The organism is Acinetobacter sp. NBRC 110496 (assembly GCF_000876115.1).
Classification (GTDB): Bacteria; Pseudomonadota; Gammaproteobacteria; order Pseudomonadales; family Moraxellaceae; genus Acinetobacter.
Genome location: NZ_BBTF01000065.1, coordinates 1 through 16,640 on the forward strand (window position 1 = coordinate 1; position 16,640 = coordinate 16,640).

The window sequence follows — 16,640 nt, forward strand, 5'->3', positions numbered from 1 at the left end:
GTGCGTAAGTCCTATATTATTTCTATCAAGAATTTATGATATAAATAATATATACAAAAATTTACTTCAAATAACACAACTTATGTACTTATCAAATATAAAACTTTGGAATTTTAGAAAATACGGAGAAGTTGGAAGTACTTTTGATCTAACTAAACCTAATTTAAACCTTAATTTTACCAAAGGTCTTAATGTGCTAATTGGTGAAAATGATTCGGGGAAAACAGCAATCATAGATGCCATTAAATTAGTTTTAAAAACGCATAGTTACGATTACATCAAGGTAGAAGATAAAGACTTTTTTGACGGTGCTACACGATTTAGAATTGAGCTTGAATTTTATGATTTAACTGATGATGAAGCTAAAAATTTTACAGAATGGTTAGGCTGGAAAGGTACTGGAGCTGATGCCCAAACATTTTTAAAATTAAACTACGATGTTACTCGTACTGATAAACGAATTAATCCATCAGATGTTAAAGCAGGCGCTGACTTAGAGGGTTATGTGTTAACTGCAGAAGCTAAAGAATATCTTAAAACAACATATTTAAGACCTTTAAGAGATGCTGAAAATGAGTTGGTCTCAAAACGAAATTCTCGGCTTTCTCAAATTCTATTGGGTGATCCTACTTTTAAAAATAAAGATCAAAATCATGAACTTGTTCATATGTTTGAAGGTCTTAATATGAATTTGCAGAAATATTTTAAAGGTGAAGAAATAAGTTTTATTGATAAGGAGGGTAATACTGCAAAAAAAATTTACGAAGATGGGAAGACAATTAAAGATAAGATAGATGGCTACATTAAAGATTTTTATGCTGAAGGTATTTCTACAGAATTTAATGTTTCATCAACAGAATTAAAAAGCATTTTAGAAAAATTTTCTCTTTTTTTAGAATCACAAAGAAATGTAGGCTTAGGTACATTAAATCGTCTTTTTATGGCAGCAGAATTGCTCCACTTAAATAAAGAAGACTGGCATGGATTACGTTTAGGATTAATTGAAGAGTTAGAGGCTCACCTACACCCGCAAGCTCAGATGCAAGTCATTAAAGCCTTACAAAGGCAAGAACAAATTCAACTCATTCTTTCAACACATAGTCCCAATTTAGCATCAAAGGTCAGATTAGAAAATTTAATCATATGCAACAAAGGCAATGCCTTTCCTTTAGGAAAAGAATATACAAAGTTAGATGAAGAAGATTATGTATTCTTGGAAAAATTTCTCGATACAACAAAATCAAATCTATTTTTTGCTAAAGGAGTAATTCTTGTAGAAGGATGGGCAGAAGAAATTCTAATTCCTAGTTTAGCAAAAGCCATCGGAATAGATTTAACAGCAAAAGGTATTTCTGTGGTTAATATTGGCGGGATTGGTTTCCAGCATTATGCCAATATTTTCCTTAGGAAAAATCCTCCATATATGACTATTCCTGTGGTAATCATCACTGATACTGATATCCGCACTTATGAAAAATTAACTGAAAAAATTGAGGGTAAAGAGGTCACTAGTTATGTTAAAAAAGACAATACCGTAGAAATCACACAAAAAATAGCTGAAATTAAAGCTAAATCAACTTGTAATCTTAAATACTATCCTGCTCCTCAATGGACTCTAGAATATTGCTTTTTTCAATCCCCAAAATTAACTTCAATATTTCAATTATGTGCAAAATCTATCCACCCTCAAATTTTTGCTGATGAAAATGATTTTGAATTAGAACTTGCAAAACAATTATTCAATCAAGGACTTAAGAAAACAAAAATTGCCTATAAAGTAGCTCATCATTTGGATGAAGAAATGGCTAAAGAACCAATGCTTCGCACATTAAAATTACATGAAGCTCATTCAACAGACAGTGCTTATTATCTAATCGAGGCAATTCGATATGTCACAAGCAATTGAAATCACAGATGAAGATATACGATACGCTGAAAATATTTTATTGCCTCAAGGTAAAACTTTTGATGATGAACGACGTAACTTTATCCGTAATTTATCTACGATAGATTTACAAGCAGTTCCCGGCAGTGGAAAAACAACAGCTCTTTTGGCAAAACTATTAATTTTAGAAACTAAACTCCCTCTTTCTGATGGTTCAGGAATTTTAGTTTTATCTCATACCAATGCAGCAATGGATGAAATTAAAGAAAGAATTCATCAATACTGCCCAAAACTTTTTCGTTATCCTCATTTTATTGGAACGATACAAAGTTTCGTAAATGAGTTTTTAGCTATCCCTTATTATCTTTTTAAACTTAAGAAAAAACCGCTACGTATTGATAATGAAATATATGCAGAACAAATAGAATTTGCTCTTTCATACAATACAAAAATAGCTCTTTCAAAACGCGGAATAAATTATATTGATATATTAAGCAATTCATTTATAAGTAATAAAGAAATTTTTCAACATTTCTGGAGTAATAACGAAGTAACTATTCCTAATATTGGTAGTCATACAAATACATATAAAGAATTAGCAACTATAAAAATCAATTTACTAAAAACTGGCATTCTTAGCTTTGGTGATTGCTATGCTTTAGCACAAAAATATCTAAACAATTATCCAATTATCCACAAAATTATTAATAAAAGATTTAAATACGTATTTATTGATGAAATGCAAGATATGGATACTCACCAATATGAGCTTGTTGAAAAGATATTTACAGAAAATAATGATACAAATACTATAATTCAAAGAATTGGAGACAAAAATCAATCTATTTATAATTCAATAAAAGCTGAATCAATTTGGCAAGATAGAGACAATGTTCTTCACCTTTCAAATAGCCAACGTTTAAGTAAACCAATCGCAAATATTGTTAAAAATTTTGCTCTGTATCCCGAATATTGTACAGATATTCAAGGCATGAGTGAATGTCAGCTTAAACCACATATTTTATTATTTTCAGACTCATCTATTCAAAGCGTAATCTCACACTTTTCTGAACTTGTACAACAACATATAAATTCTGGTGAACTGAATACTCATCAAGACAAACCACCACAAATAAAAGTCATAAGTTGGAATACTGATTGGAAAGATGATGAAAAAAGTCGTAATAATCCCAAAAAAGTTAGACTAGAGGATTATCACCCAATTTTTAAAAAAAATGAGCAAAAAATAAAAGAAGAATATAAATGCTTAAAAAGCTATATTTATTTTTATGATAAAAAATCCACTACATTATCTGCAATTAGAAAAAATATTTTTCATGCTTTAATAAAAATAATAAGAATAGAAAAAATTGCAAATAATGAAAATCGTTTATACACCATTAAAAACTTACTTAGTTATTTAAAAGAAAATTCACCAGAAAATCATGAAAATCTAAATTTAAAAATATATCAATTTTCTTTAAAAATAATTAAAAATGAAAAAGATCAAGCTTTATCAGACTTAAAAGCATATATCCCGACATTCATTTCATATTTTAAAGAAAATCATAGGCTTTCTTCAAAGTGCAGTGATTTTATCAATACTGATAAAACTAGCATTAACCCAAATCATCAAAATAATCCTTCTACTTCAAATATGATTGAAGAAAATACTCTAAAAATAGATATTACTAGTGTTCATTCAGTCAAAGGGCAGACTCATGATGCTACATTATATTTAGAATCATATTATTATGAAGATGGAAAAGGTAATAATGCTAAATCTTATGAGTCCCAAAGACTTGCAAATCAATTTTTAGGAAATTCCTTTAATCTAACAACAGAAAGAGCAAAACAATCAACAAAAATGGCATATGTCGGTTTTTCACGAGCAACTCAACTACTTTGTATAGCAATACACAAAGATAGATTTGAACAATACCTAAACACAATAGATCGCAATATATGGGAGGTTAAAAATATTGAATAGCAGCAACAATGATAGTACTTTGTTCATATCATTAAATTTTTCCTGTGTATTTCTACTCGATTATTAATATTGACTAATTCTTAATCTAAATCTTCAGTGAAACATTATTAAGCTAATTAACAATCGGATCTTCCCTCCATAAGGCAGCTCCTAAACTCATATCAATAAGCATTTATATTGTAGGTAGCTTCACAGGAGCTTTATAGAATTTAGTAAATTGATCTATTGGACTATCTTTTAAATATTCAGGTAAATTTTCACCAAAATTTTGATCTGGATAAATAATTAGACAATCTACAACTATATTCTGCATTTCATCATCACTATAACCAAGACATTGCAATATCTTTTTATCACGTGCATAACCCGCTATCTGGCGAATGTCATCAGAATTATAACGATCATTACGTTGATCATTATTTTGGTAAATTTTTTTATATTTCGTATCGATCACCATCTTTTCAGATTGATTCACTAAAAGAAAATCGGGCTCACCATAATTTCCCTTCGCTTGGAATTGAATTTGGCTACCGAACCGCTCTTTTAATAATCCCAATACATACAATTCAAATAGCTTAGGCATATCAATCCAAAAAGGTGGAACATGAATGACCTTTTCATCAATCTGTTTTATGTTATAACCAAACCTTCTTATGATCATTTTTGCTAAATCGAGTGCATCTTTATACTCCTTATAAAAAGCATTTACCTTTGTTTTCTTAAGCATATTCAAATCAAAATTTGAATCATCTACCTCGTGAAAAGCTGGCTTACAGAAATTTAAAAAAGGTAAAAAATTTTGAGAAAACTGTCTGTAGTTATTCAAATATCGTTCCACGAATTTTAAAGCAGTCTTTAAAATTTTATTCTCAATACCATCTACACCATACACCTCAAAATTACATATAGTCTTGCTCGGTCTATTCCTTAAAATATTATGTTTTAACGTCTTTGATATCTCCACCTTACCCTTAATCTTAGAACTTAAATTCTGTTCTACACGATAATATGACTTCTTGAGACCCTTTCTCACTAATGACTTTAGAACTTGTAAATAGCGGATTATTAGGAGAGGCGTAATTAAATCTTGCTTTTGATCGATCTCAATATATGGTTCATCAAACTTAATTTCGTACAAGCCCTGCGAATGCTCTGCTATCTCGGAATGCTTCATACACGAGAATAACATTTGGAAGTAGTTAGTTTCTTTTGTTTCTTCGTTTAACTTTGGAGCAACATAAATAGCAGATTCATTTTTTTTAAGCCAATCAACGCCTATATAATAATTAGTATATAACGTAGTCTTACCTTGACTAGACTTATACTCAATACACTTTTTTTCTTTATCATTACAGAAAAAAATTTCTTGTGCATCTGAAAAGTTATCCACTGCATCATCAAAAGATAGATGTTCATATGTGATAAATGGCTTCACGTTAAACCTTTAAGTTTTCAATACTTGTAGAGGCAGATTCAGTTAAAATCCCATCTTTGAGGTACTCTTTTAAAATTGGTTTAATTTCATATTCTAATTTAATTGCTAATGCAGCTTCATCCTTAACAAGGAAGTAACTATGCCCAATCATGACATCTTCTTTTTGAAAGTCAGCTGACAAGTGTTCTTCGAACAAGCTAACCACTTCTTTAAAAATATTTAGAGCTTGTTCGTTTTCAATAATTTTTTCATCAGGCAGTACACTCACAAATGCAAAGCGTCTTCTTATTGCATAATCAATATGACCTACCGAGCGGTCAGCCGTATTCATAGTACCAATAATATATAAATTCTTTGGCAAGACTATTTGTCTTTCCCCTTCAAATTCATACATTGTTGTTACCGCTTCGCCCCTATATTCTAAAGCGTATATCAGCTCTCCAAGCACTGAAGGTAAATTTGCTCTATTGATCTCATCAATAATTAAGACATATTTTCCATTGGGATTGTCTTGAGCTTTTTTTGCAAATTTCGCTAATACTTTATTCTCAACTTTATAGGATATATTTCCATTATCATCAGTTTCTGCAACAATCCCTCTTACAAAATCTTCATAAGAATACGCTGGGTGAAATTGCACTATCTGATATTCTCCCTGACTTATCACTTCATTTCTTTCAGTAATATCTTTACCTTCTTTTAAATTAAATGTAGAAGATAGTAAGTTTGAAAATTCAAATGGCGTCATATCCAACTTAAATTTTTCTTTTTTATTTATATAAATTTCATAAAGCCTTTTATTTTTCTCAAATAAATTTAAAGCCGAATAATCAACTTTGAAAATTTTCAAAGCATGATTAATCATTTTTTCACTATTTATAGGAAAATATTCTGTTGGATAGTATGTATTTAAAATTTTTAACATGAAGCTATCACCAAAATATTTCGCTGCTTCCTTAAGGTTCTTTTGATTTACCAAATTACTAATTTTTTGCGCTACTTCTTTCATAGCAGCGTCATCATCAGTGTAATCTTTAATAAAACCATGCTTACTATATTCTTGTGTGCTCTTTTTCCAATATATTTGGTAAGTACGTGATGAGCCTGGGAAATAATATCCTAATGGTTGAAGCCCTCTTTCAATCCACCAACAGAAATTATTACGTTCTCCTGTTCCAGTACAATATTGATCTAATGACAATTGGCTTAGTGCTTCTTTAGGAAAATGATCTAAAAATTCAGCAAGAATACCTCGGTGCTGTTCTCTCATTGCTAACAACTGACTACTTGATGCATCAAATTCTTTTAGTTGTTTATCAATAATTTCTTCTGGACTACCAATGACTGATGGTTGAATTAGCTTTTCAGCAATCAATTTAGCCAAGCGAGTTTTGCCAGTACCAGGAGGTCCCTGTAAAATAATTTGATTTTTAAAATTCAATAATGACAATGCAATATTAATATTTTCTAACCCCATAGCCTTTTCATACCACTCAATAATTGTTTTACTCGTTGCTGTTTTTAAGTTCTTGCATATTGATAAAGTCCTTCGAGGTTGATCAATATAAAACTTATAATCACTTTTATAAAAATCAAGAACTTCAACTTTTCTCCTATGTTCAAACCAGTCTAGTTCATGATCTATTTCATCACATAAAAAATATTCTCCTATAACTTTAACCAGTGCTATAGGCGTTCCACCTTTCTTAATTGCAATTATGTCTCCAATTTTCATCTTGTCTTTGAATTGCGGAATTAGGTTTTCCCCTTTCTCCCATTCTCCAAAACCAATTACCCCTTTTTCTCTTAAAAGTCTTTTGACACGCTCCGTATCGAAAAATACGGGGTCATTTGGATGTAACTGCATATGCCAAAAATTCATTATAATTTCCAATATTCAGTATTTTTTCTCAAGCCGATTTATTCTGCTGACTCACAAACACATCATAAACAATATGCGCAAACTGCTTCATCTTGGCAGGATCACTGAGTAACTGTGTGGTTTGCTCTGTATTGGCTTCATGGCTTTCTAACACAGCATCATATAGCGCCGTATCAAACTCACCTAGCATCGCTTGTTCACGTGTATTATTACGGATCTGCTTTTCAATACGTGTGTTTTCAGACATCTTATCAACCACGGTATGCACGTAGTTAATCATGTCCTTATCGGTCAGGTTATCTGTGATAAATAATTCATTCACACGACTTAAAATCACAGACAAGAAATCCTCTTTCTTATCTTTTGCCTTTGCTGAACCAATATCATTCCCTGGTTCAATCTGATGCTCGGTACTATTGGCTTGTAGCTGAATATCTTGCTGACGGAGTTTTGACAGACGATAATGCGTCATCGTGACATTACTTAAGTCCACATCATCATCTTGGGTGATTTGCTCACGTAACAATGGTCTTAGGTTACGTGCGAATAGACTGAGTTTTTCTAGCTCTTTATCATCAAATGCAACGATCTGAGAAATAAACTCATAGAAACGGGTAAAACTACCCAAATCCTTTTTAAAGATTTCTAATGCTTCACGTTCTTTCTTGGCTTCAGCAAATTCCTTTTCAGCATTGGCAATCAATACAGGCTCATTGGTACGCTGAGTAATCTCTAAACGCTGTTTAGTGACTTCATAGTCTGATACGGCGCTGTTATAACGCTGTTGCCAACGTTGCATCGCAGGCTTACAGATATTCGCCACGGCGGCAGGTGATTTGTTTTTGGCATAGAATGCCTCAACAAACTGCTCTACTTCATTCCATGTAAATATCCCTGCCGATTTCAGCTTTTCAGATAAGTCATAGACTTGGTCAGGATTCGATACATCTGCCAGTTCAGCCGTTTGATAATACGGTTGGAAGGCATCTAAGATATCTTGTGGCTCGTTAAAGAAATCTAAGACAAATGTGCCTGATTCCGCCTTAGCAGGATAAGTACGGTTTAAGCGGGATAGCGTTTGTACGCATTCCACACCACCGAGCTTTTTATCCACGTACATGGCACACAGTTTCGGTTGGTCAAAGCCCGTCTGGTATTTATTCGCCACAATCATCACTTGGTAATCATCACTGTCAAAGGCTTTACGCATTTCACGCCCTTTGAGGTTTGGATTCATATTGCTTTCAGTGAACTTCTGACCGATTAAATGACTGCTATCAGTGTCATTGTCGTTAAACTCAACTTCACCCGAGAATGCCACCATCGCTTGGATATTGGCGTACTTCTGTTCTGCCACGTATTTATCAAAGGCTTGTTTATAGCGCACAGCTTCTTTACGTGAACTAGTGACGACCATAGCCTTAGCTTGACCACCGAGTAAGCCCATGACATTGGCTTTAAAGTGCTCAATGATGATGCGTACCTTTTGCGAGATATTATGATCGTGCAAGCGTACCCATTGATTCAGCTTGATCTTGGCTTTCTTGGCATCGACAGTATCGTCTTTTTCTTCGATTTTCTGTTTGAGCTTATAGATCACTTTATAGTTGGTATAGTTTTTCAGTACATCCAAAATAAAGCCTTCTTCAATCGCCTGACGCATTGAATAGACATGATAGGCCTCAGGCTTATTGGTCTTCGATGGTGGCATGCTTGGATCAGGCACACGCCCGAACAATTGCAAGGTTTTATCTTTCGGCGTTGCGGTAAACGCATAGAAGCTTAAATTCTCACTGCCCTTACGTGATGCCATCACCGCATCTAAGATATCCTCATAAGACAATTCATCCTCATCTTGACGCTCTTCTAACATCAAGGTTTCTTTTAATTGTCTTGCAGTAGAGCCACTTTGCGATGAATGTGCTTCATCAGCAATCACAGCATATTTGCGCTGTTTCAGATTGGCACTGTTTTCAATGGCACGCAGGACAAATGGGAAAGTCTGAATAGTGACAATAATAATCGGCTGCGCCATTTCCAAGGCTTTTGCCAATTTCTCTGATTTTGAGCCTTCGCCTTCTTTATTGTTAATCCGTCCAACCACACCATCGGCATGTTCAAACTGATAAATCGTATCTTGAAGCTGTGCATCTAAGATAGTTCGATCCGTCACCACAATCACCGAATCAAACATTTTTTTATTGTTGTGATCGTATAGGGTCGAAAGCTGATGCGCCGTCCATGCAATCGAGTTGGATTTACCCGAACCTGCACTATGCTGAATCAGGTACTTTTGTCCTGTGCCTTCCTCTACGGCGGCATCAATGAGCTTGGTGACGACATTCCACTGGTGATAACGTGGGAAAATCAGACTTTCTTTCTTAAACTTCTTGCCTTCCCAATCTTCTTTTTCATCAATTTGTAGATGGATAAAGTTACCAATGATATTGAGTAAATGGTCAGGGCTTAAAACTTCATTCCACAGGTACTGAGTTGCATATTGATTGACATCTTCAGGTACATCATTGCCTGCACCTTGTTCCTTTGTGCCTTTGTTAAATGGCAGGAAGTAAGTACTGTCACCCTGTAAATGCGTGGTCATATAAACTTCAAACTGACTCACGGCGAAATGTACCAATGCACCACGTTTGAAAGTCAGCAAGGGTTCAGGTTTATTGGTTTCAGGGTCTTTGGCTAATCGAGTTTTACGGTATTGGCTCATTGCCTGTTGTACCGCTTGTTTAAACTCTGACTTAAGCTCCATCGTGACTACAGGAAAGCCATTAATAAACAATACTAAGTCAATGCGCCATTTTTTGGCTTGTTTGCCTGTGCTCTCGAGTTCTTGTTTATTGGCGTATGGGCTATATACTAATTCTGGCACAAGGCGGAAAATATTCTTTTTATAGTTTTCATTCAGTTCAGGGTTTAAGCCATGTTCAGGTTTAAACTGGCAAAATGAAAAACGACAACCACGCGTGCGTAGTCCATGACGCAATACGCCCAATGTACCAAAACGGCGTGAATCGGCATCGGTGGCGTTAATATCGGCTTTTTTCAGTTGCGCCAATACAGCCTCTAAAAAATGGCGTTCAGTGTCATTGGGGAAGATGCCTTTAAACTTATTCCACTGTGTTTCTTGGGTACTTTGAACAAATGCCAAGAGGTCTGCTTCATACAAGGCATGTTCACGGTGATAGTCTTTGCCTGAACCCAATTTCCAACCCTGCGCCTGCATTTGGGCAATGATGTTTTGTTGAAATTCAGTTTCTAACGTTACATCCGTTCTCATATTTCCCTCGTCCCCTCAAACTCGAATTTTCTTTATCTTTAAGTCTATCTATTTAATCGATGTGCCAAATTGGATAGCTTTGCCAATCGTTAGGAAAGCCCATCCATGTTTTTGAAATATGTGGATGCGCCGTCAGTAGCTCAATCAGTCGTTTACGCCATGTATGCTGTGGTGCGATCTTATCCATAAAATGCAATAAAAACACCAAGCTATTATAGATCTTACGGTCTGCTGAATTGATTGGATCAAAGTTGCATTGTTGTGCCAATCCAAAAGGCTTATTCCGTGGTTTGGCAATGGTTTTAGTGAACTTACGATTCCACAAGCGTGAATGATGCGCACAGGTATTTCTTAAATAGACAAAGTGCTGTAACAATCCTTCAAACTGTTTTTCATCGCACTCAAAATGCTGTGAAATCTCTGCACGGGTTTTCTTTGGTGCAAGTAATTGATACCACTTGGACAGTTGTCCAAAGCTCATGACTTCACAGGTTGCCCAAATTGGCGGTAACTCTGGCTCATCATAGGTACGTTTATAGTGTTCGATAAACACTTCATCCGCACGCTTAATCTCATTATCTAATGAGATTAATAATCTATGCCATTGCATCACAGGCTTAAAATATTGACTTTCTAAATAGGCATGACAGCCATGACGATGCGCCAATTCATAAGCAAAGCGTGTGCGTACCGCAACTTCTAGGCGTTCGATGGCATCTAATATCAGTAGGCGTAATTCACGGTCAAAGATATACAGTTCTAAGACTTGTTCAAACTGGGTATTGGGTTTAAAGCAATGCGGTGAATGACTTTCTTCAAAAGGTAGCCAATATGCACCTAAGCGATAGTAGTTGATTTGTTGTAGGTAAAATTGTGCCTGTTGCTCATCTTGAAACTGCATACCACGGGCTTTGAGCAGTTGGATTTGTTCGGCAAAGGTTTTGGTAGGTTTGTTAAATGTTTTCATGCTGTGCCCCTGTTTTTATATTTTAAGGGCTTTAGAAACAAGTAACCCGACAGTTTGAGGAGCAATTTCTTGCCTAGCCTTGTCGGGTGTTGTTGAGCGTATAGTGCGATATATTGCGCCGTATTGCAATGACTTTTTGTAGCCACGATCGTTACAATGGGTTGCAGGCACTTTACGCTCAGATTCATCATACCGCTAAATCCTGTTGTGGACTTTGCCAATGGCGAACGTCAATTTTGCCTGTCACAGCAGATGAAATGAGAGCTGTACGGCGTTCTTGCAAAAGGTTAATCGCCTTATTCATCTCTTTTTCAATAACATCATATTTATTTAGCATCTCATCTAAATAATTAGCTATTCGTTTTTGCTCATCAGCTAATGGAAAGACACCATGCACAGCACCAATTCGTTCAACGTTCAAATTTGCTTGTGTACTTTGTGTTGATGTTTGTTCTAATGCAGGTAAAGCCGCCATAAAGCTATATCTTAAAAACTCTAAATCGATGTCTTCATTCGGTTTAAAGCCTACAACACTATCAGGTGCATATGCTTCAAAGCCTAAAATAGCTAGATCACCAATATTAGCGGCAATTGCCATCATCAATGTGCCTTTGGGGAATAACTGGCTAACTTCTTTGCCTTTTTCATTTAAAGTTTGAGAGTAGCTAGTTATGTATTTCCCTGCTCTAGCAACATCACCCGTTTGAATAAACGGATAAGCACCATCATAAAATGCAGGGTCATTGCGAGGTCTATGACCAAATTTACCTCGATAAATTTTAGATGCGTGACGATAGCTTTTCACTGTCCAATGCTCAGGTACTTGACCTAACCATTCCACACCTGAATCTTTCATTGGCACATCAGGATTTAAACCTTTAGTCACCGCATGACTAATCACCGCTTGGCGTTTTTCTTTAAGCAGCTCAATCAGCTTTTGTTGCTTTTCAATCAAGCTGTCAATTTTTGCTGTTTCATAGTCGAGGAAGTTGGCGATTTGAACCTGTTCATCAGATGTCGGTAAAACTAAAGGTGATGCTTCTAACTTTTCTGCCGTATAGTGCGCAATCGTTGCCTTGTTGCAAATAATATTAATAAAATCAGTCGATTTTAAAAATAACATCCAATACAAGAAGAACTTTGCATTATGAGTATTTTTAGGTCGAACTCTGTTAATAGCATTTTGAATATAACATTCTTCAATCTCAGCATTCCAAATAGCAGATCGACCTACATCCCCACCTTCGCTGACTAATACATCACCTTTTTTCAATAGAAGCTTTTTACACTCATCAGGTGAAAACCACATTTCTTCTACTTGATTAAGGCTAATACCTTTGGGCTGAATATTTTGTGCTTTTAAATATGGCTTTAATTCATCTTGAAATGATTTAGGACTGCTTTGTAGCATCTTTCCTAAAGTCACTTGATAACCATATTTAACTTGTGTACCAATCCAATGACTTGGGATTTCCCCTAACCACTCCACCCCTGAATCTTTATATTCAGCATATTCCTGATACTTTGCCACTGCATTCACCATTACGAATGCACCTCTTGAAGAAGCTGCATAATCTCACGGCTCACCGCATCCAAATCCGCATCAATCTCGGCTAAATCACGTGGCGGTTCATACACATAAAAATGACGGTTAAACGGAATCTCATAACCCACTATGCCAATTTCACCATCTTGTCCATCACGCTTATCGGCATTGATCCACGCATCCGCTACATGCGGTTGAACCTCACGCTTAAAGTAAGACTCAATTAAATCTGTCGTGCTTATGTCTGGATTTAAGGCAATGTTCTCGGCATCACGTAAATCACCATCCTGCACAAACTCAACCACTTTACCGCCGTACTCAAACTGACCATATAAAGGATTGGCTTTCGTTTTTACAATCTTATTGATGACAGGTTCAGCTTCGGCATTTTTCCAAGTGATCGCATCTAGGAACTGCTTTTTCTCTTTGGTTTCTAGCTTGACTGAGGCATCTTTTAAGGCTGTTTTGAGTACATCATCAAAGGCATTAAAGTCGTCAAATTGCGCCGTGCCAATCTTGGTTTGTAGGCTCTTGGCTTTCGTAAGCAAGGCACGTTGCTCTAACCAAATTTTTTGCTCAAGTACAGTTTTAATGTCTTTTTCTTTGAGCTCACTAAATTCAGCTTTAATCAGCACACGGATTTCCGCTTCATACTCAGTTAAATCGCCGTAGCTCTCATCTGACCACGTTTCACTATATTGGCTATACAAGGTCTGCATGACTGCATTAAACGGCTTAGGCGCAAAACGTAGGCTTTCAATGCGTTCATCTGACAACTGTGCCGATAAACGTAACGGACGCTCAATGGTGACACGGCGGTAGCCAAACTCATAAGAATTAAAAATCTTGCTGGCAAATGGCTTTTGCTGATCGCTTTCACCATCAAGGGTCAGCGTATCCACAGCCTCAAATGCGCCGTAGTTTTTAGTAATCGTGGCAATTTCAGCATCGGTTAAATAATTACGCTTCGAGCCTAAAGACTTACGCATCTTGGTACTCAGGTTCGCGCCATTAATTAAATGCACCTTGCCTTTACGTTCAGTATCTTTCTTATTGGTAAGCACCCATACATAGGTGGCAATGCCCGTGTTATAGAACATATCGGTAGGAAGCGCGACAATTGACTCTAACAAATCCGCTTCTAAAATATAACGACGGATTTCACTTTCACCACTGCCTGCACTCCCCGTAAACAACGGCGAACCATTTAAGATGATGCCAATTCGGCTACCTTGACCATTGTCATCTTTATCACGCATCTTGCTAATCAAGTGCATGAGGAATAAGAGCGAACCATCTGACACACGTGGTAAGCCTGCACCAAAACGCCCATCAAAGCCTTTTTGCTCATGCTCGTCTTTAATGTCTTGTTCGATCTTCTTCCAATCCACACCAAATGGTGGATTGGAGAGCATGTAGTCAAATTTATCTGTGCTCAGTTGGTCATTCGATAGTGTATTACCCAGCTTAATGTTCTGTACGTCCTGACCTTTAATCAGCATGTCGGCTTTACAGATGGCGTATGACTCTGGGTTTAACTCTTGACCATAGACTTTGATGACTGCTTCAGGGTTATGCTCACGGACATATTCAGCCCCTGACGATAAAAAGCCACCCGTACCTGCTGTTGGATCGTACACAGTACGGATAATGCCTTCTTGGTTTAATAGGTCATCATCTTCACCAAACACCAAGCCTGTGGTTAAACGGACGATATCACGTGGGGTAAAGTGTTCCCCTGCAGTTTCATTCGAGCTTTCTGCAAATCGGCGGATTAACTCTTCAAAGACCAAACCCATTTCATGATTGGATACGGCTTTATAGCTAAGGTCAGTCGTTCCAAATTTTTGCACGACTTTATACAGGAGGTTGGCATCGTCGAGTAAGCCAATGAACTCATCAAATTTAAAGTGCTCAAAAATTTCACGGGCATCTTTAGAGAAGCTTTGGATATAACTGCTGAGGTTGGCACGAATATCTTTTTGCCCAAGGCTTGCTAAATCAAGTTCAGAAGTATTAAAAAACTTCTGTTCTGATGCCGCCTTAAGAATCATCTTTTCTTTGGCTTCTTCAGGCAGTGGCATTGTTTTTACTTTTTCATAAGCTGCCAACACATCAGCTTTATTTGGGGCTAATACACACTCTAAACGGCGTAATAGCGTAAATGGCAGGATCACACGACCGTATTGAGATTGTTTGAAATCACCACGTAGCAAATCAGCTACTGTCCAAATAAAGGCTGCTACTTGTGAAAAATTATTGTTTGTCATTAGAAAAAATACCGCTTGCCCTAGAGCATTAGAACTTGAAAACTATTGTGTTCATTGTGCCTGATTTACAAAGCAATTTGCTAGAGATAGACTGTACAAAAGAATATTAATTCGTATGCCTATGGGTTTTTTAAGTATTATTGAAAGTAAAGAAATTTACAGTTTTATGCTCAATGATGAGCAGTGGAATAGACTTAAAGATAAATATAAAAATCTAAGTATTCACATGCCATGCTGTGAGACTCGTGCTATACCCAAAAAGAGCAAGCTTGGTACACAGTATTTTGCACATCATCCCTCTAGTACGTGTAGTGTTCATACTGGCGAAAGCCGTGAGCATCAATTCTGTAAATATCTCATCTTAAAATACTTGCATGAAAATGGATGGACTGTAACACCTGAATATCGTGGGCAAACTCCCTCGGGTGAAACATGGATTGCAGATATTTATGCAGAAAAAGATAAGGCAAAAATTGCCATTGAGATTCAGTGGTCACCTCAAAGCATTGAAGAAACCAAGCGCCGTCAAGAAAAGTATATTGCTTCAGGTATTCGTACCGTCTGGTTTATGCGTACAACGCCAAAGAATAAATGGGATGTTTTAGATTATCAGAGCTATGAACTGCCTGTATTTTCTATTTGGCTCAATCGAGAGCATCATCAACTCATCACAAGTGGCGCATTTTACAATTGGGATGAATCTGATTTAGTTGAAATTGAGTTTATAAATTTTGTTAAAGCTTTGATGTCTGGCAATGTCCAATACTCATTAAAACCCAATGCCGCTCGATCACTTCAATTTGCAATGAATACAATCCAATGTTGGAAGTGTAAAAAACCCACCAATACCATTATGGAAGTGAATTACTTTATACCGCACGCAAACGGATTTACCAAAATATACCGGCTAGATATTGAAGACCTTTCACACGAACATATCGATATTCTTAATCACCCCAAGCTCATCACGTCCTATCAATATGGGCCGATCAAAAAACGTTTTAGTAAGACACGAGGTGAAGCCTATCTCTCTAACGGATGTATTCATTGTGATGCTTTACAGGGCGCATTTTTTGCGCGTCATGAGTATGACCCTCAAAATATGAAATACAGTCATTTTATCGAGGTTAAAATTGATCCTGACAGCAAAATTGATGGGCTTTGGTTTTACCAGGAATAATGTGTTATCTCCATAACTCTACACTGTTAATCTAGAGTGCTACTCGACATTTTAAGTAAGATTTCAAGTGCAGGTAATTTATCTGTAGTCCCTGTCATGCCAGGTGAAGTATTCAAATACTGTTTAAGCGGTTCTAATAATTTTTTATCAGCTAAATCTTCAATGTTTATAGGAGGATTAGGCAACATTAAAG

9 protein-coding genes are annotated in these 16,640 nt (G+C 36.1%); 3 read left to right on the forward strand and 6 right to left on the reverse strand.

Annotated features, from left to right (window positions below):
• Positions 1-1,906, forward strand: a 1,906-nt coding sequence (locus Aba26S_RS18560; RefSeq protein ID WP_252322564.1) for an ATP-dependent endonuclease, incomplete at its 5' end; no start/stop codon positions are given.
• A complete protein-coding gene (locus tag Aba26S_RS18565) occupies positions 1,890-3,875 on the forward strand; it encodes a UvrD-helicase domain-containing protein (protein WP_043974124.1) in 1,986 nt (661 codons plus the stop codon). The genes Aba26S_RS18560 and Aba26S_RS18565, both read left to right, overlap by 17 nt.
• A gap of 172 nt (positions 3,876-4,047) precedes the next feature.
• Here Aba26S_RS18565 and Aba26S_RS18570 read toward each other — a convergent pair whose 3' ends face one another.
• From Aba26S_RS18570 to Aba26S_RS18595, 6 genes are all read right to left on the reverse strand, one after another.
• Positions 4,048-5,310, reverse strand: a complete 1,263-nt coding sequence (locus Aba26S_RS18570; protein WP_252322565.1) for an McrC family protein — start codon at positions 5,308-5,310, stop codon at positions 4,048-4,050.
• Position 5,311: 1 nt separating this feature from the next.
• Positions 5,312-7,192, reverse strand: coding sequence for an AAA family ATPase (locus Aba26S_RS18575; protein ID WP_043974128.1), 1,881 nt, complete (start codon positions 7,190-7,192; stop codon positions 5,312-5,314).
• A gap of 28 nt (positions 7,193-7,220) precedes the next feature.
• Entirely contained in the window at positions 7,221-10,484 is a 3,264-nt protein-coding gene (locus tag Aba26S_RS18580; protein ID WP_043974131.1) for a type I restriction endonuclease subunit R, read from the reverse strand.
• Between the two features lie 52 nt (positions 10,485-10,536).
• Positions 10,537-11,451, reverse strand: coding sequence for an Abi family protein (locus tag Aba26S_RS18585; RefSeq protein ID WP_043974134.1), 915 nt, complete (start codon positions 11,449-11,451; stop codon positions 10,537-10,539).
• Between the two features lie 187 nt (positions 11,452-11,638).
• On the reverse strand, positions 11,639-12,982 hold the full coding sequence (locus Aba26S_RS18590) for a restriction endonuclease subunit S (RefSeq protein WP_370538965.1): 1,344 nt from the start codon (positions 12,980-12,982) through the stop codon (positions 11,639-11,641).
• Positions 12,983-12,993: 11 nt separating this feature from the next.
• Entirely contained in the window at positions 12,994-15,267 is a 2,274-nt protein-coding gene (locus tag Aba26S_RS18595; protein WP_043974144.1) for a class I SAM-dependent DNA methyltransferase, read from the reverse strand.
• Between the two features lie 115 nt (positions 15,268-15,382).
• Here Aba26S_RS18595 and Aba26S_RS18600 point away from each other — a divergent pair, with 115 nt between their 5' ends.
• Complete coding sequence (locus Aba26S_RS18600; protein WP_043974147.1) at positions 15,383-16,447, forward strand: competence protein CoiA; 1,065 nt, start codon at positions 15,383-15,385, stop codon at positions 16,445-16,447.
• Positions 16,448-16,640: the final 193 nt, after the last annotated feature.